The following is a 22,378-nucleotide window of genomic DNA, read 5'->3' as shown; positions in this document are numbered from 1 at the left end:
AATGGCCAAAATGTTTTTTGAAGTATTTCCGACTCTTTCGTTGGAAAAAGAAATACGGGACTTGCTGGAACAAGTAGAGGTAACGAAGGTATCGACCACGAGTAAAAAAGATTTTATACGTATTTACATAAACAGTCGTCGTTTAATACAAAAGAAAAGTATATTTGCATTAGAACAAGTGATTCGAAACCAATTGTTTCCTCATGGCCGGATGATAATTAAGATACTGGAAAAATATCAATTGTCTGGGCAGTATACACCTGAAAAACTGATGACAGCTTACTATGAAAGTATTTTATGTGAATTGAAAGAATACAGCATATTGGAGTATAATTTATTCCGTAGTGCCAAATGGAAATTTAATGAACAGAATCTTTTAATGTTAACATTAAAGGATTCTGTTATCTCTTCCAGTAAAACGGATGAATTAGTACGCATTTTAGATAAAATATTTGCAGAACGTTTTGGATTTCCTATTTCAGTACAGGTCGATTATGAAGAAACACAACCAAGTAAAGCTAGAAAAAACAGTGAGTTAAAAATTGAGCAGGAAGTGCTCAATATAGTTCGTCAGTCAAAACTGGGACAGTCCAAAGAAGAATTCGATGAAACTATAATGGAAGATGATAGTTCAGATCATATAAAAGGATCATCTATCAATGGTACACAGAAAGATGAAAGCCATGGCAAGAAAGAAGCTTCTTCGGTTTCTAAGGTTAAAGAAACAACGAAAAAAATAATCCCCAAAAGAGAATTTAACTTTTCAAAGTCTAATTATAAACGTTCCGATAATCCGGATGTAATATATGGAAGGGATTTCGAGGAAGAGGAAGTAATTTCCATAGAACAAATCCTCGGTGAAATGGGAGAAGTAGTAATCAGAGGTAAAATATTAAGCCTTGATACTAGAGAAATACGTAACGAAAAAACGATTATCATGTTTAGTGTCACTGATTTTACAGATACCATTATGGTAAAAATGTTTGCTAAAAATGAGCAGCTTCCAGATATTTTAGAAGGTGTCAAAAAAGGAGCTTTTATAAAAATTAAGGGTGTTACAACAATTGATCGGTTTGATAGTGAATTGAACATAGGGTCTGTAGTAGGCATAAAAAAAATCCCTGATTTTACGACAGTTAGAATGGATACAAGCCCGGAAAAGAGGGTGGAGTTACATTGCCATACCAAAATGAGCGATATGGATGGAGTTTCGGATGCAGCAGCTATTATTAAAAGAGCCATAAAATGGGGACATAAAGCAATTGCCATTACAGATCATGGAGTTTTACAAGCGTTCCCCGAAGCTAGTCATGCTTTGGATAAAGACTCTGATTTTAAAGTGATTTATGGAGTGGAAGCTTATCTGGTAGATGATTTAAAAGATATTGTAACCAATGTTAAAGGTCAGAGCCTGGATGATACATATATTGTTTTTGACATCGAAACAACAGGATTTAGTCCTCTTCAAAATAAAATTATAGAAATAGGTGCAGTAAAAGTTGAGAATGGTTCAGTAGTTGATCGATTTAGTACCTTTGTTAACCCGGAAGTGCCGATTCCCTTTGAAATAGAAAAATTAACAGGCATTGATGATAACATGGTATTGGATGCGCCAAAAATACAACAGGTATTACCGAAGTTTTTAGAATTTTGTAACGATGCGGTAATGGTAGCGCATAATGCAGAATTTGATATGAGTTTCATTCATAAGGAATGCGAAAATCAGGGGTATAAAAAAGAATTTACTATTTTGGATACAGTAGCCTTGGCGCGGATACTATTACCAGGCTTAAATCGCTACAAATTAGATATTGTAGCAAAGACATTAGGAATTGTATTGGACAATCACCATAGAGCTGTTGATGATGCAGCTTGCACAGCAGAAATATTTATAAAGTTCATTCAAATGTTAAAAGAGAGAAACACACAAAATTTAGAAGGTGTGAACCATTTAGGCAGCCTGACGAAGGATGCGGTCAAAAAGATGCCTTCCTATCATGCAATTATATTGGCTGCAAATGAAATTGGACGTATCAATCTATATCGCTTAGTTTCTCAGTCTCATATTGACTACTATTATAGAAGACCTAGAATTCCTAAAAGTGAGTATTTGAAAAATAAAGAAGGACTTATTATAGGTTCGGCCTGCGAAGCGGGTGAACTGTATCAGGCAATATTGTATGGGCGCTCCAATGCAGAAATAGCAAGATTAGTTCATTTTTATGACTACTTGGAAATACAGCCATTAGGAAATAATGAATTTATGCTGCACAGTGAAAAGGTGCCGGTAACTTCCAAAAAAGAGTTGGAAGAGATTAATGAAAAGATTGTAAAACTTGGAGAACAATTTCATAAACCGGTAGTGGCGACTTGTGATGTGCATTTTCTTGATCCAGAAGATGAAGTCTACCGCCGTATTATTATGGCAGGAAAAGGATTTAAAGATGCAGACGACCAAGCACCATTGTATTTTAGAACTACGGAGGAAATGCTAGCAGAGTTCCAATATTTAGGAAGTGAGAAAGCGGAAGAAGTAGTTATTACCAATACCAACAAAATTGCTGATATGTGTGAGAAAATTTCTCCCGTAAGACCAGATAAATGTCCTCCGGTCATAGAAAATTCTGACCAGGATTTACGAAATATATGCTATACAAAGGCACATGAAATTTATGGAGAGAATTTGCCGGATGTAGTAGTAGAACGTTTAGAAAGAGAATTGAATTCTATTATTTCTAATGGATTTGCTGTAATGTATATTATTGCACAAAAACTAGTTTGGAAATCCAATGAAGATGGATATTTAGTGGGCTCCAGAGGAAGTGTTGGTTCTTCTTTTGTCGCCACTATGGCAGGAATCACAGAAGTTAATCCGCTTCGACCACATTATTACTGTTCGAACTGCCATTATAGTGATTTTGATTCCGAAGAGGTCAAGGCATACGTAGGAGGCGCCGGTTGTGATATGCCGGATAAAAATTGTCCTGTTTGTAATGAGCCGTTAAAAAAAGAAGGATTTGACATTCCTTTTGAAACCTTCTTAGGATTTAAAGGGAACAAAGAGCCTGATATCGATTTGAACTTTTCAGGAGATTATCAGAGTAAAGCTCATAAATACACAGAAGTAATATTTGGGGAAGGGCAGACGTATCGTGCAGGGACGATTGGTACATTGGCTGATAAGACAGCTTTTGGTTATGTGAAAAATTATTACGAGGAAAGAGGAACAAGGAAAAGGAACTGTGAGATATCAAGAATTGTAGACGGGTGTGTTGGAGTTAGAAGAACGACAGGACAGCATCCCGGAGGGATTATTGTACTTCCTCATGGAGAAGAGATTTATTCGTTTACTCCTGTACAGAGACCTGCGAATGATATGAGTACAGATACCATTACAACACACTTTGATTACCATTCGATTGATCACAATTTACTTAAACTTGATATTCTGGGACACGACGATCCGACCATGATTCGTATGTTGGTGGATTTGACCGGACTGGATGCGCAGACGATTCCATTCGATGATAAGGAGGTCATGTCCTTATTTCAAAGTACAAAAGCTTTGGGTATCACACCGGATGATATTGGCGGCTGTCCTTTAGGAGCGCTTGGTATTCCAGAGTTTGGTACAGATTTTGTAATTCAGATGTTGATTGATACGAAGCCCAAATCTATTTCCGATTTGGTAAGGATATCAGGTCTGTCTCATGGAACCGATGTGTGGTTGGGAAATGCCCAGACGTTAATTCAAGAAGGTAAGGCTACAATTTCCACCGCTATTTGTACCCGTGATGATATTATGACTTATTTGATCAATACCGGAGTGGAAAGTGAATTATCTTTTACCATTATGGAAAGCGTACGTAAAGGAAAGGGGTTAAAACCCGAATGGGAAGAAGCTATGATAGAGGCAGGAGTACCCGATTGGTATATATGGTCCTGTAAAAAAATTAAATACATGTTTCCAAAAGCCCATGCAGCAGCTTATGTTATGATGGCATGGAGAATTGCTTATTATAAAGTAAATTACCCATTGGCATATTATGCAGCATATTTTAGTATTCGGGCATCCGCATTTAGCTATGAGTTAATGTGCCAGGGACAGGACAGGCTCGAGTATTATTTAGCAGATTACAAAAAACGGAGTGATATCCTTAGTAAGAAAGAACAAGATACCCTGAAGGATATGAAGATTGTTCAGGAAATGTATGCAAGAGGATTTGAATTTATGCCAATTGATCTATATCGGGCGAAGGCCCATCATTTTCAAATTATTGATGGTAAATTAATGCCAGCTCTCAGTACAATAGAAGGTTTGGGTGATAAGGCAGCCGATGCAGTCGTAGAGGCAGCTGTTCAAGGGAAGTTCCTTTCTAAAGATGACTTTAGACAAAGGACAAAAGTCAGTAAAACTGTGATTGATTTAATGAGTGATTTAGGGTTAATGGAATCTCTTCCCGAATCCAATCAATTATCTTTATTTGATTAATAATATTTCTATTTTTCTTAAATAAACGTGATGTTATCTTAAAATGATGATATCACGTTTTTTTTGTCGATTAAATTTTAATTATTATCCTTTCATATTTTCTTTATCTAAGAAACAAATATCAAAATTTTCTATACAATAAATCCTACCATTCGTAACAAAAAAATGCCATTCACAACATAGTTCTTGTTTTTATTTCTACGTAAAGTTATAGTGTACCTATAAATGATAAACATGATTTCAAACCGAGATTATTTGTAATAGGAGGTGTGTCGGAGTGAAAATAGGGATATGTACCCAACAAATGAATTTAAGGAATCATATTTTAGAGTTATGTAGAAGATATGAGAGAGAAAAAGGCATGAGTTATGAAATACTGAATTTTACATATGAAGATGAGGTTTTGGAATACATAGAAGCATCCATGCAGCTTCTGTTTTATGATATTGATTTAACGGGAAATAATAAAATTCAAATAATGAAAAAATTACATAATTATGATCCAGAATTAAGAATTATTTTTGTTTCGAATCAAGAGAAAGTTGCTTGGTCAGTGATTGACCAAATGATATTAGACTTTAGTTATAATCCTATACCGTATAAGAAAATTTCGAGGTGGCTGGATATTGCTTGTGCTGAAGCAAGAGAGGATAGAATTATTAAATTTGATGATAAAAATAAAAATAAAGATCTACGGATCAATCAAGTGATTTACGTAGAATCAAAAGGGAATTATGTTAAAGTTGTAGCCAAAGAAAAACAGTTTCTAGTCAGAGGAACGATCAAAAGCTGGGAAGAGAAACTGACGATGGATTGTATGACCAGAATTAATGATTCTTATATTATTAATATGAATTATATTGATGAATTTGGTGATAAGATTAAATTAAAGAATCAGGTCAAAATACCGATAGGGAAAGTTTATAAGGAAGATGTCTGGGGGAAATATCAAGATTATATTTTAGAGAAGGTTGGAAGGCGGCTTCCGGTTTATTCATAGTTACCAATGAGGGAAAAGTAAACACATTGAAGATATTCTTTCTTTAGTGTGTTTTTAATTTGTAGTGAAAACTAAATAAGAAGGGAAGATAGACTTGATTCAAGAAACTATAAAGTACAGTCTATTAGATAGTATAGATCTGTTTCAAAGTGTTATAATTATGTATGCAATTTTTCAATATAAACGAATAAAAGGAAAAAGATACATAATAAAAGCACTTATCCTCAATCTATTATTGATATTATCAATCGAGATAATATCGAATGGCTTACTTATTAGAGAAATAGTGATTCCAAATCGTCTCACGTTTATAATAGTAGCAGGGAAGTTATTTATATTTGGAATATTTAATGCAGTACTTTTGTTTAAAGGTAAGTTGTTTAAAACCATTTCGCTTTATTTAATAAGTTTTATCTTTAAATTTTATATGATAGAATTAATTCTTCTTTTGGGAGATTTATTATCTGATAAAAGCATGTTAAGAAGTTCACAGATGGAAGCTAAGCCAATTGTACAAATTATTAGTCTTGGAATTATAGGAGGCATTATGATATTCCTTCATCATAATGCAAACTTAAGAAGGAAAATCGCAGATATATTAGATAGGCATTATGGGATATTTATGATAAATGGGTTAATCTGTAGTTTTATTTTACAAAATATCATTATAGTTTACAAAAATAACTCAATTAATCTAATAGGACCTGTTTCCGTTTTTTGTACACTTGGAATTTGTTTTATGTTTGGTTTCAGTGGATTTGTTATTGTTTGTATTGATAAATCAAGAAGATTTTATCAAGAACAGAACCGCTTGAAGGAACAGTATATTAATATGCAGAAAGAAGTTTATAATACAGCATATCAATCAGAAAAGTCTATCCGCGAGTTTCAAAAAGAAATATCAAATTCTTTGGGAATTTTTCAAAATCTAGTGAAAGAAAGAAAAATGGAAGAGAGCATAGAATATCTTAATTATATGACAAAAAGTCTGGATAATAAAAAAACGAAATCGTTTATTAGTAATAGACCAATTGTAGATGCTTTATTTAATAGATTGGAAGAAGAAGCGAAAAAGAATCGTATAAAGTTACATTTAATAGGTTGCTTTGGTGAAGAGTTATTAATTAAAGATTACGATATATGTAGTATTTTGTATAATGGAGTAGTGAATGGTATAGCGGCATGCAAAGAGAATCTTGATAGAGGGAAGAGCTCTATTTTAATTGAAATAAGTAGATTTAAAAATAGTCTTAATTTAAGAATTAGTAATGTCATACAAGGGGAAGAAGTTTTAAAACAATATGATATAGAAGATAATGCAAATAGAAGTGTTTGTTGTCGTTATGGTATTAATCATATAAAAGATATTGTAGAAAAATATAATGGAATGATTGAATTTTATTCATTAACTAATAATTTTCTTGTAGAAATTGTGTTTTTTGATATATATCAATAGAATCTAAAAAAGTCGAAAACTGTATGATTTTTAACAGTTTATAACATTTTTATGCGGTTCGCATCAAAAATAGTTTGTATAAAAAAATTGGTGCTATACTGATAGTGAATTTGCTGATGTTTAATTTCCATATGGAGTGAAAAATAGTTTTTTGTGGCAGGGGTGCACGAAAAATGTTTGAATTAACAGAAAGCAGATTGTGTGTAGCTACATTAAAATTGAGGTGGAAAGGAGGAGATAGTTTAGGTTTGAGGAATTATATATTTCGGTTTAAAAATATGTGTGTGGAGTAGACGGAATATCGAGACAAGAAAGGAGAGAACATATACAGATTTTTAATTTAATAGAAATAATTTTTAAGGGTTATTAAAAAGTATCAAAGATGGGGTAAGGAGTATTGATACTTAGTTATTAAGGGTTATTAGGTTTATAGGAATTGTGGAATTAAGAAAAAATATGTGAATAGGAGGCAGAGTGTTTCAAAGAAGCACTCTGCTAGTTTTATTATAATGAACTTTGAAAACCACAATATGTTGTGGTATAATAACCAATAATATAATAGATACAATTGGGAAAGGGTAGTAAGAGATGACAAAAAAAGTCAAGTATGATGCAGATAGTATTTCGGTCTTAGAGGGATTAGAAGCAGTCCGGAAAAGACCGGGGATGTATATCGGGAGCGTCACCACGAAAGGTTTAAATCATTTAATTTACGAAATTGTAGATAATTCAGTCGATGAGCATCTGGCAGGTTTTTGTGACAAAATATTTGTAACTTTAGAGGCAGATGGTTCTGCAACCATTTCAGATAATGGACGAGGTATTCCTGTTGGAATGCACAAGAAAGGGATTTCAGCTGAAAGACTTGTATTTACAACTCTGCATGCAGGTGGAAAATTTGATGATTCAGTATATAAGACCAGTGGTGGTCTTCATGGGGTTGGTTCTTCAGTTGTAAATGCACTCTCTACTTATCTTGATATTGAAATATGTAGAGATGGTCTCATTCATCATGATAGATATGAAAGAGGAAAGCCGGTAGTAGAATTAGAAAATGGTTTACTGCCGACGTTAGGTAAAACAAAGAGTACTGGCACGAAAATCAATTTTTTACCAGATCCGTTAATTTTTGAAAAGACTAAATTTAAAGCTGAGGATGTAAAAAGCAGACTTCATGAGACGGCTTATCTTAACCCTTCTTTAACCATTATTTTTGAAGATCGCAGAAAAGAAGAAATTGAACATATTGAATTTCATGAAGAAGATGGAATTATTGGTTTCATTAAGGATTTAAATAAGAAAAAGGAAAAAATACATGATACCATTTATTTAAAAGGGGAAAGTGAAGGCATTACGGTAGAGGCAGCATTTCAGTATACCAATGAATTTCATGAAAATGTATTAGGCTTCTGTAATAATATTTATAACGCTGAAGGTGGGACTCATTTAACCGGTTTCAAAGCTATATTTACCCAGATCATAAATCAATATGCCAGAGAACTTGGGATTTTAAAAGGAAAAGATTCCAATTTTACCGGTGCAGATGTACGTAATGGAATGACAGCAGTGGTTTCTATTAAACATCCTGCGCCAAGATTTGAAGGGCAGACCAAGACAAAATTGGACAACCAGGATGCAGCAAGAATTACAAGTAAAATTGTAGGAGAAGAAATCCAGCTCTATTTTGATCGTAATTTAGAAACATTAAAAAATATTATTGGTTGTGCTGAAAAAGCAGCTAAAATTCGTAAAACAGAAGAAAAGGCTAAGACAAATTTATTGGTCAAACAAAAATTTTCTTTTGATTCCAATGGAAAACTTGCAAACTGTGAAAGCAGAGATGCCCAAAATTGTGAGATTTTTATCGTAGAAGGTGATTCTGCAGGTGGTTCTGCAAAAACAGCAAGAGATAGAAATTATCAGGCCATTTTACCTATAAGAGGTAAAATTTTAAATGTAGAGAAAGCAACTATCGATAAAGTACTTGCCAATGCAGAGATTAAAACAATGATAAATGCGTTTGGATGTGGTTTTTCAGAAGGATATGGAAACGATTTTGATATAACCAAGCTTCGTTATAATAAGATTATTATTATGGCAGATGCTGATGTAGATGGAGCACATATTTCAACCTTATTGCTTACGTTATTTTATCGTTTTATGCCAGAATTAATTTATGAAGGACATGTATATTTGGCCATGCCTCCTTTATATAAAGCAATGCCTTCGAAGGGGAAAGAAGTTTATTTATATGACGATAAAGAATTGGAAAAATACAGAAAGACCCATAAGGGCCCCTTTACTTTGCAGAGGTATAAAGGCTTAGGAGAAATGGATGCACAACAGTTATGGGACACTACATTGAATCCGGAGACTAGGATGTTACAGCTTGTTGAAATAGAAGATGCAAGAATGGCATCAGATGTAACAGAGATGTTAATGGGAACGGAAGTACCTCCGAGAAGAGCATTTATTTATGAACATGCACAAGATGCAGAATTAGATATTTAAGAAGGAAAGGGAAAAAGAGATTTATGGAAGAACAAATCATTAGAACCGAGTATTCTGAGTTAATGCAAAAATCATATATCGATTATGCGATGAGCGTAATTGTAGCAAGAGCTCTTCCGGATGTAAGAGATGGATTGAAGCCAGTGCAAAGAAGAACTCTATATGATATGCACGAATTAGGAATACGTTACGATAGACCATATAGAAAATGCGCACGTATTGTAGGGGATACCATGGGTAAATATCATCCTCACGGCGATGCATCCATTTATGAATCACTCGTAGTCATGGCCCAAGAGTTTAAAAAAGGTCTGCCGTTAGTAGATGGACATGGAAATTTTGGTTCCATTGAAGGGGACGGGGCAGCAGCAATGCGTTATACAGAAGCAAGATTGGAAAAAGTGACACAAGAAGCGTATTTGGCTGATTTGGATAAAGATGTAATCGATTTTGTACCTAATTTCGACGCAACTGAAAAAGAACCGGTAGTTTTACCATCAAAAATCCCAAATTTATTAATCAATGGAGCAGAGGGAATCGCAGTTGGTATGGCTACCAGTATTCCACCTCATAACTTTGGAGAAGTAATCGATGGGGTAAAGGCTTATATGAAAAATCCCCATATTTCAACAAAAGAATTAATGGAATACGTGAAAGGACCTGATTTTCCTACGGGTGGAATCGTAATCAATAAAGATGATTTATTCAGTATTTATGAGACAGGATTAGGGAAAATACGCCTTCGTGGTAAAGTTGAAGTTGAGAAGTTAAAAGGTGGCAAAGAGCAGCTTGTAATAACCGAGATACCATATACCATGATCGGAGCTAATATTGGAAAATTCTTAAATGATGTTTATACCCTGGTCGAGACCAAAAAGACAAATGATATTATCGATATTTCTAACCAGTCGTCGAAGGAAGGCATCCGTATCGTTTTAGAATTAAGAAAAGGCGCGGATATAAAAAATCTTTGTAATATGTTATATAAGAAGACCAGGTTAGAAGACACATTTGGCGTAAATATATTGGCTGTTGTGAATGGAAAACCGGAAACAATGGGAATGAAGGATGTGATTCATCATCATGTAACATTTCAATACGAGGTAAATACGCGTAAATATAAAAATCTTCTAACAAAAGAATTAGAAAAGAAAGAAGTTCAGGAAGGTTTGATAAAAGCGTGTGATGTCATAGATTTAATTATTGAAATCCTTAGAGGAAGCAAAAATATAAAGGATGCAAAAGAGTGCTTGATTCATGGGACAACAGAAAGTATAAAATTCAAATCAGAAGAGTCAAAGAAACAGGCTTCTATGCTGGCTTTTACAGAAAGACAGGCATCCGCAATTCTGGAAATGAGATTGTACAAATTAATAGGATTAGAAGTACAAGCATTAATGAAAGAACACGAGACAACTTTAAAAAATATAAGCTTATATGAAGATATATTAAGTAATAAAAATGTCATGGCAAAAGTCATAATAAAAGAGTTGGATCGTCTAAAAAAAGAATATGCAAAAGAAAGAAAAACAGCGATAGAAAATGCAGAAGAAGCGGTATTTGAAGAAAATAAATTAGAAGAAATGGAAGTTGTTTTTATGATGGATCGTTTTGGATATACGAAAACGGTAGATAAAACAACCTATGAAAGAAATAAAGAAGCGATAGAAAGCGAGAATAAATATGTATTCCTATGTAAAAATACAGATAAGATATGTATCTTTACGAACACCGGTCAGCTACATTCTGTAAAAGTAATAGATATCCCGTTTGGAAAGTTCAGGGATAAAGGAAAACCAATTGATAATGTGAGCAATTTCAATTCCAGCGAGGAATCGATCTGCGGTATATATAGTTTAGCAAGTCTGCTTCAGCAATATACGTTATTCCCGACCAGAGTTGTTTTTGGAACACGGACAGGTATGGTCAAGTTGGTGCAGGGATCAGAATTTGATGTTTCAAAACGAAGCGTTTTGGCAACTAAATTACAACCGGGAGATGAACTTCTTTGTGTAAAAGTATTAAAAGGGAAAGAAACAATTGTTTTTAAGACTAAGAAAGGGATGTTTTTAAGGTTTTTGGCAGGAGATATTCCAGAGAAGAAAAAAGGAGCAGTTGGAGTAAGAGGAATAAAATTAGCGAAAGAGGATGAAGTGCAGGATATATATATCTTAGAAGAAAATGAAGAAAAAGTCGTTGAATATAAGGAACAAAAAGTGGCACTCAATCGGCTTCGTATTGGAAATCGAGATACCAAAGGAGTGAAACGATAAAAGTTTTTGTAATAGGACTCAAGCTTTTAAAGCTTGGTCCTAATTTTTATCAATTACTTGGAGTTCAATTCCATTATTTTCAAAAAATTCAATAAAATTAGCGGATGGTGTTTTATCTGTAATAATACAATGAATTTTATCCATATCACAGAATGTCATCAGTGCAACTTTGTTGAACTTAGAATGATCTGCAAGTAAGATAATTGTTTGACTCTTACTAACAGCAGTTTTTTTAATGTCAAACTCTTCTGCAGAAGCATTACATATACCATTTTCTATTGATAGACCGGTACAAGACATAAAAGCTTTATTAATATTGAATGTCTGCAGGTATTCATAACTTCCCGAACCTATAAAGGAATAAGTAGGACGTTTCAAAACTCCGGGTAAAGAAATTACTGTTATTTCAGGATATTGAATTGCTTTAATTACAATCTGAACACTATACGTGATAATAGTGAGATTTTTTTTATCCTTTAACTGATCGATCATATTTAGGGGAGTTGTACCGGAATCTATGAAAATAGTATCCCCATCATTGACATAATCTGCAGCTAATTTTGCAATTCTATTTTTTTCATCCATATTCGTTAGATGTCTGGCCTCAAAAGAAACTAAATCGCTGATGTTTGAAGACTCATTAATCGTAACGCCGCCATATACTTTTTTTATTACACCTTTTTCTGTTAAGTAATTAATGTCTCGTCGTATCGTGTTTTTTGATACCTTAAATTTTTCACATAATTTATCTAAGGACACAGATTTGCATTCATAAATATATTGTTCTATTAAATCTATTCTTTTTGCACGCATAAATTTCCCCTTTCCAATAAAGCTTAACTTATATTATAAAACAACTTTTAAGAAAAATAAAGTACAATTTAACAACTGCTAGTAAGTTATTGAGTATCTCCTTATAAAAATGGGTATATTTATTTTGACAATATTGTATGCTCAAACAGAATATGTTAGAATAGCACAAATGATATTAAGAAAGTAAATGCGAATTATAACGAAAAGGAGAATAATTAGATGAAATCTTTACAAGATTGCTACACTTTAAACAACGGTGTTGAAATTCCATGTTTAGGATTGGGAACTTGGAAAGTACCTTTCGAACAAGTGGTTCCGGCAGTCAAAGAAGCAATAAAAATTGGCTATCGACATATTGATACTGCTACATCTTATGGAAATGAAGCAGGGGTTGGGCAGGCAATCCAAGAATGTGGAGTTCCAAGAGAACAATTGTTTATAACGAGTAAGCTTTGGAATCCTCATCAAGGTTATGAATCGACTCATGAAGCTTTTCAGAGAACTCTTAATGAATTGGGGCTGGATTATCTAGATCTATATCTAATTCATTGGCCAATTGGAAAAGAGTTTCCTAAAGAACAATGGAAAGAACTCAATCAGGCAACATGGAAAGCTTTTGAAGAATTGTATGAGGCAGGGAAAATCAGAGCAATAGGAGTCAGTAATTTTTTGCCCCATCATTTAGAAAATTTAATGGAGTCAGCTAAAATTCAACCCATGGTTGATCAATTGGAAATACATCCGGGAATGCTGCAAGAAAATGCAGTCTCTTATGCCAAAGAAAAAAATATGTTGGTTGAAGCATGGAGTCCTCTTTCTACGGGCAAACTATTTGAATTGAAGGAGTTAAAAGATCTTGCATCGAAATATAATAGGACAGTTGCACAGGTATGTTTACGATGGAATTTACAAAAAGGACATCTTCCAATACCCAAAACAGTGACTCCGAGTAGAATGATTGAAAATAGCAAGATTTTTGAGTTTTCGATTTCTCCGGAAGATATGAAATTGATAGATGAACTAACGGATTGTGGCTGGTCTGGTTTTGATCCGGATCACTTGGTCTATTGAGTTTCTAGGGAAAATGCATACGAGTCAAATTTAACAAAAGTGAAAAAGCGTGCACGGATACAAAAAGTAAAAATTAACAAGAATTTAGTTGAATTTATTTGTTTCAGATGTTAGGATTAAAACGTAATAGGCAAAATATTAGTTATTTTTCGGAGGTAAAAATTATGAAAATTGCATTTGACGTAGACGTTTTGGCAAAACAGATGAATATCAATGATATGGTACATCAAGTTGCAGATTGGGGATATAAATATATTGAGCAATCTCCACATCCTCAAATTAATCCATTCTACAAACATCCACTTTTTTCGAAAGAAGTTGAAACAGAATACCGCAAAGCTTTAGCAGAGACAGGAGTAGAAATTTCTTCTTTTATTGTTGTTTATCGCTGGTCTGGCCCTACAGAAGTACAAAGACAACATGCAGTAGCAAACTGGAAGAAAATCGTAGAAATTGCTGTTAACATGGGAGTACAAGTTATTAATACTGAATTATCAGGAGATCCAAATCAGGCGGAAATATGTAATGGGATGTGGTTCCGTTCTATGGAAGAATTACTTCCACTATTTGAAAAAGAAGGAATTCGTGTTGAAATACAATCTCATCCCTATGATTTCTGCGAATTAAATAATGAAACCGTAGATATGGTAAAATCCTTCCGTTCTGATAACTTAACCTATGTATATTCTTCTCCTCATGGATTTTTCTATGATCAGGGCAAAGGAGATGTGAGATCAATGTTAAAATATGCAGGGGATTCATTGAGCCATGTATTGTTTGCGGACACATTTAACCAAGAATTAGATTGTCGTTATATCTTAAATCCTCCATTTTTAAATGCAAGAGGAAAATCAGATGCTGTTATTCACCAACATTTGGGATTAGGTGAAGGAGATGTTGATTTTGACGGAATTTTTGAAACACTTCGTGAAATGAATTTTGCTAATAAAACATTTAAAGTTGGTGGTGAATCAATTTCTTGTGTATCTTTATTTGGATTCCCGGAAAAAATGAATAAGCAGGCACCGGAAACTCGTGAGCGTATAGAAAGGGAACTTCTTGGGAAATAATATATTATAAATGTAATGAGGTAATCTGTCTTTTTCAATAAAAGAAGAATGATGGAACGCCTCATTTTTTTGTAAAATAAAGGTCATGTACGCAGATTATATTGACAAATTAATCAAAAAGTGATAAAGTATAACCAAAATATAATCATTTTAAATGATATAAAGTTAATATAAGTTGTGAAAGGGGGCGATACCATGTTGTGTCCAATGAAAGACCTTTTGGAACAAGCGAAAATGGAAAATCGTGCGGTAGGAGCATTCAGCGTAGGGAACATGGAAATGGTGTTAGGTGCTGTAAAAGCAGCAGAAGAATTGAATACACCTATAATTTTACAAATTGCAGAAGTCCGTTTAAAACATTCCCCGCTTGGTTGTATGGGGCCAATGATGGTACAGGCGGCGAAAGAGGCTAAGGTTAAAGTAGCAGTTCATCTGGATCATGGTTTGACCATGGAAACATTACAAAAAGCGCTTGATTTAGGGTTTACATCGGTTATGTTTGATGGTTCCCATTATCCACTGGAAGAAAATATACGAAGAACAAAAGAAGCTGTGGATCTGGCTCGTAAATATGGTGCGACAGCTGAGGCAGAATTAGGTGTAGTTGGTGGAAGTGAAGATGGTAGTGAGGATCACAAGATTAAATATACAGATCCTACAGAAGCTAAGAAATTTGCAGAAGAAACCGGAATTGATGCATTAGCTGTGGCAATTGGTAATGCACATGGCAATTATACTTCAGAGCCCAAGCTTAATTTTGAAGTCCTGCAGAAAATAGAGAATAACGTGAATATTCCATTGGTCTTGCATGGTGGAAGTGGTATATCGGCTCAAGATTTCAGAAAAGGAATAGATTTGGGTATTCGCAAAATTAATATTGCGACCGCAAGTTTTGAAGCTTTGACAAATAAAGCAAAAGAATATTTAGCAACTGAAGGAAAACACAGTTACTTTACATTAAATGAAGATATGATCAAGGGTGTGTATGAAAATGTAAAGAATTGTATTTTGATTTTCAATAATGAGGTGAAACTAGGATGAAATATATAGAATTTGATCAATCAAGGGAAATGGACATTATACTATTGGGACGTGTTACTATTGATTTTAATCCATTAGATTATTATAAATCATTAGTAGAAAGTGAAACCTTCAGAAAATATGTTGGTGGTTCACCGGCTAATATTGCAGTTGGGATGGCTAGATTAGGAAAGAAGTGCGGATTTCTTGGAAAAGTTTCTGATGATCAATTTGGAAGATTTGTCGTAGAATATTTTGAAAAAGAAGGAATTGATACGAGTAGAATTTCAAAATGTGAACATGGTGAAAAATTAGGTCTTACCTTTACAGAAATTTTAAGCCCAACTGAAAGTAGTATTCTCATGTATCGTAATCAGGCAGCAGATTTACAATTATCAGTAGCAGATATTGATGAAGAATATATTAAAAACTCAAAAGCTTTATTAATTTCAGGTACAGCTCTAGCTATGAGTCCTTCAAGAGAAGCTACGTTAAAAGCATTACAATTTGCGAAAAAAAATAATACAAAAGTAATTTTTGATATAGATTATCGCGAATATAATTGGGCAAGTCGTGATGATATGGCTATTTACTATTCCATTGTAGCTCATCAAAGCGATATTATTATTGGTTCAAGAGAAGAATTTGATATTACTGAAGCGTTACTTGATCCGGGCAGAGATGATCATACGACTGCAAAATACTGGTGTGACCAAGGTTCAAGAATCGTAGTTATCAAACATGGTAAAGAAGGCTCAACAGCTTATACTTATGATGGAAATGATTATTCCATTAAACCATTCCCGGTAAAAGCATTGAAAGGATTCGGTGGTGGAGATGGATATGCATCTTCCTTCCTTTATGGTTTGCTAGAGGGATATGAAATCATTGAATGTCTTGAAATGGGCAGTGCTCAGGCAGCGATGCTGATTGCAAGTCATGGATGTAGTGCAGATATGCCGTCTGCAGAAGCAGTAAAAGAATTTATTAGAGAAAGTAAAGAAAAATATGGTGATATGGTTGCAAGAGCTTAATTTTGGGCTACAGACATAGATCAATGAAAAGGTTGACTTCAATAATGGGGTCAGCCTTTTATATTTATAGAAGCACCTATCAATACTTCTCGGAGAGGAATTAGCAAGAATAGAAAGTTTCGTTTCCTGATATTTCTTTTGTATCTATAAAAATCTAGAAAGAATGTTTTTAAAATAACAAGATGATGAATGATATGTTTTAAATAAAATCTTATAATAAACTCATAAAAGATTAACGATTAAAGCAATAACAAGATCAAAAAGATTAGAAAGGATATGAGGATAATGATTAATGGCGAATTAAAGTTAAATCATACAATACGTTGGGCTATGGTTGGGGGAGGAAGAGGCAGTCAGATTGGATATATTCATCGTTCTTCCGCATTAAGAGACAATACATTTCAATTGGTCGCGGGAGCGTTTGATATCGATCCGTTAAGAGGAAAAGAGTTTGGAGTCGGACTTGGATTAGATGAGGAACGGTGTTATCCTGATTATAAGACAATGTTTAAGGAAGAAGCAAAAAGGAGCGATGGTATAGAGGCCGTTTCGATAGCGACTCCAAATGGAACTCATTTTGAAATCTGCAAAGCGGCCCTTGAAGCTAAATTACATGTTGTTTGTGAAAAACCAATGTGTTTTTCTACGAAAGAAGCAGCTGTTTTAAAAGAACTTTCAGAGAAAAACAACCGCGTAGTAGGGATTACTTATGGTTATGCAGGGCATCAATTGATTCAGCAGGCAAGGTCCATGGTTGCGAATGGTGATCTTGGAGAAATTAGAGTAATCAATATGCAATTTGCCTTTGGCAGTTATGCATTTCCGATCGAACAAGAGAATCCCGCAGCAAAATGGCGTCTGGATCCTAATTTTGCCGGTCCAAGTTTTGCTATGGGAGATGTAGGTACCCATCCATTATTCCTGTCCGAGGCAATTTGTCCGGAATTAAAAATAAAGCGCTTGATGTGTTCAAGACAAAGTTTTGTGAAAGATCGTCAGTTAGAGGATAATGCGATTACGATCATGGAATATGAAAATGGAGCGGTAGCAAATGTTTGGTCAAGCGCTATGAATTGCGGTTCTGTACACGGACAAAAGATACGTATTATAGGATCTAAAGCATCTTTAGAATGGTGGGATGAAAGACCTAACCAATTGACGTATGAAGTAGAAGGCAAACCTGTTCAAATTCTAGAAAGAGGCGGCGGTTATTTGTATGAAGAAGCTAGAGAAGAAGACAGAATCAGCTGTGGACATCCGGAAGGGCTCTTTGAAGCCTGGACAAACTTGTATTTAAGATTTGCAATGGCTATGGATAGGATTGATTCTGGCAAGAATATAGAAAGAAAAGATTTCTGGTATCCGGATGTGGAAGCAGGATATCAAGGAGTCAAATGGGTTGAGAAATGTGTAGAATCCGCGGATAATGACTCTAAATGGGTAGAGTATTGAGATGTACTATCTTCTTAAAATGTGATATCCTTTTAAAATAATTTGTAGTAGAAAGGAATATAGTATGAGTACAAATTTTAAAACCAGATATGAAAAATATTTAGAGCAGGATATTCAACTATTGACCGCCTATGAAGCAGGGGGCAGTTATACAAGAATGCCCCGGGTCATGCATATGCATAGTGAGCAAATAGAGATTATTTATATTAAAAAAGGAAATGGTACTCATATTATTGATGGAAAAAGTTATGCAACCAAAGAAGGAGATATTCTGGTATATAACAGCGGGGTATTACACGATGAAAGTTCCGCATCTTCTGTAGGAATGCAGGTATATTATTGTGCGATTAAAAATTTAAAGATTAGAAATCTTCCTCTCAATCATTTAATTCCCAAAGGAAAAGAAACAGTGATTCCTAGTGGGGAACAAAAAGAAACTATAGAATTTTTGTTTCGTTTATTGTGTGAGGCTGTTCAAAATCAGCAGGATAATATAAATGAAATTGGAAATCATATCGCCAGTGTTCTTGTACTTAAGATTTATGAAATGGCCGATACGCTGGGAGGGGAAGTGTCCAAAGTGCAGCAGGACATAGGAAATCGAATAAAAACTTATCTTGATATTCATTATATGGAAGATATGAATTTGCACCAGATTGCTGCTGCATTAAAAATCAGTCCTTATTATTTGGGGCATATATTTAAAGAATATCAGGGAATATCCCCTATGCAATATGTTACCAGGCGAAGGATTGGTGAGGCACAATCTTTATTAATTCATACAGAAAAAGGAATTACTCAAATTGCAATTACTGTTGGATATAATAATTCCAACCATTTTAATACTGTATTTTCAAAAGTGGTCGGGATGTCTCCGGCAAAATATCGTAAGTATTGGAAGAAGAATAAAGAATAGACGAAAGGAAAAATAGTATGAATGTAAAAATTTCAGGAGCACCTTGCTGTTGGGGAGTGGATGACCCAAAGAACCCTTATTTACCGGATTGGAAACTAGTTTTAAGAGAAGCAGGAGAGGCGGGATACAAGGGAATAGAACTAGGACCCTATGGATATCTTCCACTAGATGAAAAAGTAGTAAGTGAAGAATTAATTAAAAATAACCTTACAATGACTGCAGGTACCATTTTCGATGATTTAGTATCAGAAGAAAATATAGATAATTTGAAAAAAGCAGCTCATGATATCTGTGCCCTCATTACGAAACTTCCTCTGAGTGACAGAAAAGAAAAGCAACATTTTCCTACTCCATATTTAGTCATTATAGACTGGGGACATGAGGAAAGAGATTATGAATCCGGACATCCGGATAGAGCACCCAGGTTATCTAGGCAGCAATGGGATGGAATGATGGAGCATATTGTAATATTAGCGAAGATAGCCAAAGAATATGGTGTCAGAGCTGTTATTCATCCTCATGCAGGTGGTTATATTGAGTTTCAAGACGAAATTGAACAATTGGTACAGGATATTCCTTATGAGATTGCAGGATTATGTTTAGATACAGGACATTTGTATTATTCCAAAATGGATCCAGTTGAATTTTTAAAGAAATATATGGACAAATTAGATTATATCCATTTTAAAGATATCGATTTCTCAATATATCAAGAAGTCATGAAGGAAAGAATCCGGTTTTTTGATGCATGTGCAAAAGGAGTAATGTGTCCGATTGGAAAAGGTGTCTTAGATTATGAGGAAATTAATAAGGTGATAAAAGAGATTGATTATGAAGGTCATATTACCATTGAGCAGGAAAGAGATCCAAGAGATGTTGCAGGGAGTTTGGAAGCGGTAATGGAAAGCAGGAAATTTTTAAACAGTATTGGTTTTTAAAAGGAGGTGTAATTATGTGTGGCCGTTATTATATAGATGATGAAACAACGCGTGAAATTGAAAAAATAGTAAATCGAATTGAGAATCGATTGAATCGGCCAGAAAAAGCAAGAGATGTTTATCCATGTGATACAGCACCTACAATTTTGTCAGATAATAAACAAATGGTTATGCAGGAAATGACTTGGGGCTTCCCTCATTTTCAAAAAAAAGGAGTTATATTTAATGCCCGTTCTGAGAGTGTTTTACAAAAGCGGATGTTTCAAGAAAGTACAAAAAACAGAAGATGCGTCATACCAGTCAAAGGATTCTATGAATGGGACCGGGCAAAAAATAAAGTGACTTATGAAAGAGAAGATAAAAACATTATGTTTTTGGCTGGAATATGGAATAGTTATGAAGATAAGAATCGTTTTGTTATTATAACCACTTCAGCGAATCCTTCGGTAAAGGATGTGCACGATCGTATGCCTTTGGTATTAGAAAATAATGAGTTGGAAAATTGGATTTACAATAAGGAAAGTATAGAGTTTCTTCTTCATAAAATTCCGGTACAGTTACAGAATGTCTCAGATTATCATCAACAGTCGCTTCCATTTATACAATAAATTCCCTCTTGAAAACAAACATATGTTCTGTTAAAATTAGTAACAGAGAGGTGGGAACAAATGTTTGAAAAAACTATATTTCATATCGATGTGAACTCCGCTTTCCTATCTTGGGAAGCGGTTTATCGTCTCAAGGTTTTGGGAGGTACCTTAGACCTGCGTGAGATACCCTCGGCCGTAGGTGGGGATATGTCTATGCGTCACGGTATTATACTTGCCAAATCTATTCCGGCAAAAAAGTATGGAATTCATACCGGCCAAAGTATCCCGGAGGCGAAGCAGAAATATCGAAATCTATTGATTGTTCCACCAAATTATGGGCTTTATGAAAAATGTTCGAAAGCATTTATGGATATTTTAAGAGAATATTCCCCGGATGTAGAACAATACTCCATTGACGAATCGTTTCTTGATATGACCGGCACACAAAGTCTTTTTGGTGAGCCTGTAAAGGTGGCGCATGAAATGAAAGACAGAATTTATAATGAACTTGGCTTCACTGTAAATATCGGTATTTCTTCCAACAAAATATTAGCTAAGATGGCTTCAGATTTTAAAAAACCTAACTGCGTGCATACTTTATATCCTGATGAGATAAGAGAGAAAATGTGGCACCTGCCTGTATCGGATCTGTTTTTTTGTGGAAGGGCAACGACGCAGAAATTATTATTAATGGGCATTAAAACAATTGGAGAACTGGCGAATACGAATGTAGAGATTTTAAAGGCAAATTTGAAGAAGCACGGAGAGATTATCTGGGCATTTGCAAATGGAATTGATTTTTCTGTTGTACAATCAGAAACAATTCCGAATAAAGGCTATGGAAATAGCACTACAATCAGTTTTGATGTGACAGATGCATCGACAGCCAAGATGGTTCTCCTTGCATTGGCGGAGACTGTCTGTTCCCGATTAAGGCGAAATTCAGTGAAAGCAGAAGTAGTCAGTATAGGGATCAAAGATTGCAATCTGCATTACACTTCCCATCAAAGGGTACTGATATCTGCGACGAATATAACAAATGAAATCCACAAAATTTCCTGTGAACTTTTTGATGAACTTTGGGACGGGACAGCAATCAGGCATTTAGGCATTCATACAAGCCGCATTCGGGAATTAGATGCGGTTCGTCAATTTAATATGTTTGATCATACGGATTATCAGAAGTGGGAAAGTGTTGATTCAACAATAGACAACATAAGAAATCGGTTTGGGATTGATTCTGTTAAGAGAGCGTCATTTGCATTATCGAAATCAATTGATCATATGTCAGGCGGTATCAGCCGTGAAAAGCGTAGTGTAGATTATACGAAGCTAAAAATTGAATAGAAAGGAACGTTCTTATGGCTTTTGGAATTGGTATAAACACAGAAGTTACGGACAAGGGAGAAATTAGGGGAAGACAGATGGAGGTAGCTGTGGGCTGTTGGTTCACAAGTAAAGGAAACACGATTCCACAAATGGTGAAATGGGAAGATGCAGAAGGGTTTGTTCATACAATTAAAAGTATTAAAGTCTTATACAAAGAACAGAAAAATTATGCCGGGGTCTCTACCATGGAATATATGTGTGAGATTACGGAAGAGGAAATAATAAGACAAGTGAAATTGATTTTTTTTATGGAAGAGAGAAAATGGTGTATGGTCATATAGTGGAAGCAGATAGATTTGACAGAATCTTACTTCTTATTAAAAGTTAAAATTAGATGAAATGAACGAAAGGAA

The 22,378-nt window shown here is 34.5% G+C and carries 16 protein-coding genes; 15 read left to right on the top strand and 1 reads right to left on the bottom strand.

The annotated features are described in order from the left end of the window. Position 1 precedes the first annotated feature (1 nt). From DWV06_RS13770 to DWV06_RS13750, 5 genes are all read left to right on the top strand, one after another. Positions 2 to 4,492 carry a PolC-type DNA polymerase III gene (locus DWV06_RS13770; RefSeq protein WP_115482770.1) on the top strand — a complete coding sequence of 1,497 codons (4,491 nt, stop codon included), beginning with the start codon at positions 2 to 4 and terminating at the stop codon, positions 4,490 to 4,492. Between the two features lie 277 nt (positions 4,493 to 4,769). Further along, positions 4,770 to 5,492 carry a LytR/AlgR family response regulator transcription factor gene (locus DWV06_RS13765; RefSeq protein WP_115482769.1) on the top strand — a complete coding sequence of 241 codons (723 nt, stop codon included), beginning with the start codon at positions 4,770 to 4,772 and terminating at the stop codon, positions 5,490 to 5,492. A gap of 94 nt (positions 5,493 to 5,586) precedes the next feature. After that, the gene (locus DWV06_RS13760) at positions 5,587 to 6,948 is read left to right on the top strand and encodes a GHKL domain-containing protein (RefSeq protein ID WP_115482768.1); all 1,362 of its coding nucleotides are present in this window, start codon (positions 5,587 to 5,589) and stop codon (positions 6,946 to 6,948) included. 588 nt (positions 6,949 to 7,536) lie between these two features. Next, positions 7,537 to 9,459 carry a DNA gyrase/topoisomerase IV subunit B gene (locus tag DWV06_RS13755; RefSeq protein WP_115482767.1) on the top strand — a complete coding sequence of 641 codons (1,923 nt, stop codon included), beginning with the start codon at positions 7,537 to 7,539 and terminating at the stop codon, positions 9,457 to 9,459. Positions 9,460 to 9,482: 23 nt separating this feature from the next. After that, positions 9,483 to 11,732: a DNA gyrase/topoisomerase IV subunit A gene (locus tag DWV06_RS13750; RefSeq protein ID WP_115482766.1), complete on the top strand. Its 2,250-nt coding sequence runs from the start codon at positions 9,483 to 9,485 to the stop codon at positions 11,730 to 11,732. A 39-nt stretch (positions 11,733 to 11,771) separates the two neighbouring features. Here the strand turns inward: DWV06_RS13750 and DWV06_RS13745 are convergent, their stop codons facing one another. Beyond that, the gene (locus DWV06_RS13745) at positions 11,772 to 12,545 is read right to left on the bottom strand and encodes a DeoR/GlpR family DNA-binding transcription regulator (RefSeq protein ID WP_115482765.1); all 774 of its coding nucleotides are present in this window, start codon (positions 12,543 to 12,545) and stop codon (positions 11,772 to 11,774) included. 219 nt (positions 12,546 to 12,764) lie between these two features. On the opposite strand from DWV06_RS13745, the gene DWV06_RS13740 reads away from it, so the two are divergent. The 10 genes from DWV06_RS13740 (at position 12,765) to DWV06_RS13695 (ending at position 22,306) form a co-directional block, all read left to right on the top strand. After that, positions 12,765 to 13,616 (top strand): aldo/keto reductase, encoded by an 852-nt coding sequence (locus DWV06_RS13740; protein WP_115482764.1) that lies wholly within the window; start codon positions 12,765 to 12,767, stop codon positions 13,614 to 13,616. 164 nt (positions 13,617 to 13,780) lie between these two features. Then, complete coding sequence (locus DWV06_RS13735; RefSeq protein ID WP_115482763.1) at positions 13,781 to 14,686, top strand: sugar phosphate isomerase/epimerase family protein; 906 nt, start codon at positions 13,781 to 13,783, stop codon at positions 14,684 to 14,686. Positions 14,687 to 14,881: 195 nt separating this feature from the next. Then, positions 14,882 to 15,727, top strand: coding sequence for a class II fructose-bisphosphate aldolase (locus DWV06_RS13730; RefSeq protein WP_235828970.1), 846 nt, complete (start codon positions 14,882 to 14,884; stop codon positions 15,725 to 15,727). Then, positions 15,724 to 16,740, top strand: coding sequence for a 5-dehydro-2-deoxygluconokinase (gene iolC / locus DWV06_RS13725; protein WP_115482762.1), 1,017 nt, complete (start codon positions 15,724 to 15,726; stop codon positions 16,738 to 16,740). Before DWV06_RS13730 ends, iolC begins: the two co-directional genes overlap by 4 nt. 285 nt (positions 16,741 to 17,025) lie before the next feature. Further along, a complete protein-coding gene (locus DWV06_RS13720; RefSeq protein WP_115482761.1) occupies positions 17,026 to 18,192 on the top strand; it encodes a Gfo/Idh/MocA family protein in 1,167 nt (388 codons plus the stop codon). 64 nt (positions 18,193 to 18,256) lie between these two features. After that, positions 18,257 to 19,108: an AraC family transcriptional regulator gene (locus tag DWV06_RS13715; protein WP_115482760.1), complete on the top strand. Its 852-nt coding sequence runs from the start codon at positions 18,257 to 18,259 to the stop codon at positions 19,106 to 19,108. A 17-nt stretch (positions 19,109 to 19,125) separates the two neighbouring features. Next, positions 19,126 to 20,046 carry a sugar phosphate isomerase/epimerase family protein gene (locus DWV06_RS13710; protein WP_115482759.1) on the top strand — a complete coding sequence of 307 codons (921 nt, stop codon included), beginning with the start codon at positions 19,126 to 19,128 and terminating at the stop codon, positions 20,044 to 20,046. Positions 20,047 to 20,060: 14 nt separating this feature from the next. Next, the gene (locus DWV06_RS13705) at positions 20,061 to 20,654 is read left to right on the top strand and encodes an SOS response-associated peptidase (protein ID WP_115482758.1); all 594 of its coding nucleotides are present in this window, start codon (positions 20,061 to 20,063) and stop codon (positions 20,652 to 20,654) included. A gap of 60 nt (positions 20,655 to 20,714) precedes the next feature. Next, positions 20,715 to 21,983 carry a DNA polymerase Y family protein gene (locus DWV06_RS13700; protein ID WP_115482757.1) on the top strand — a complete coding sequence of 423 codons (1,269 nt, stop codon included), beginning with the start codon at positions 20,715 to 20,717 and terminating at the stop codon, positions 21,981 to 21,983. 14 nt (positions 21,984 to 21,997) lie between these two features. Further along, positions 21,998 to 22,306 carry a hypothetical protein gene (locus DWV06_RS13695; RefSeq protein WP_115482756.1) on the top strand — a complete coding sequence of 103 codons (309 nt, stop codon included), beginning with the start codon at positions 21,998 to 22,000 and terminating at the stop codon, positions 22,304 to 22,306. Positions 22,307 to 22,378 lie beyond the last annotated feature (72 nt).

The organism is Anaerosacchariphilus polymeriproducens (assembly GCF_003363435.1).
Lineage (GTDB): Bacteria > Bacillota > Clostridia > Lachnospirales > Lachnospiraceae > Anaerosacchariphilus > Anaerosacchariphilus polymeriproducens.
This window is presented reverse-complemented; position numbering and strand designations above follow the sequence as displayed.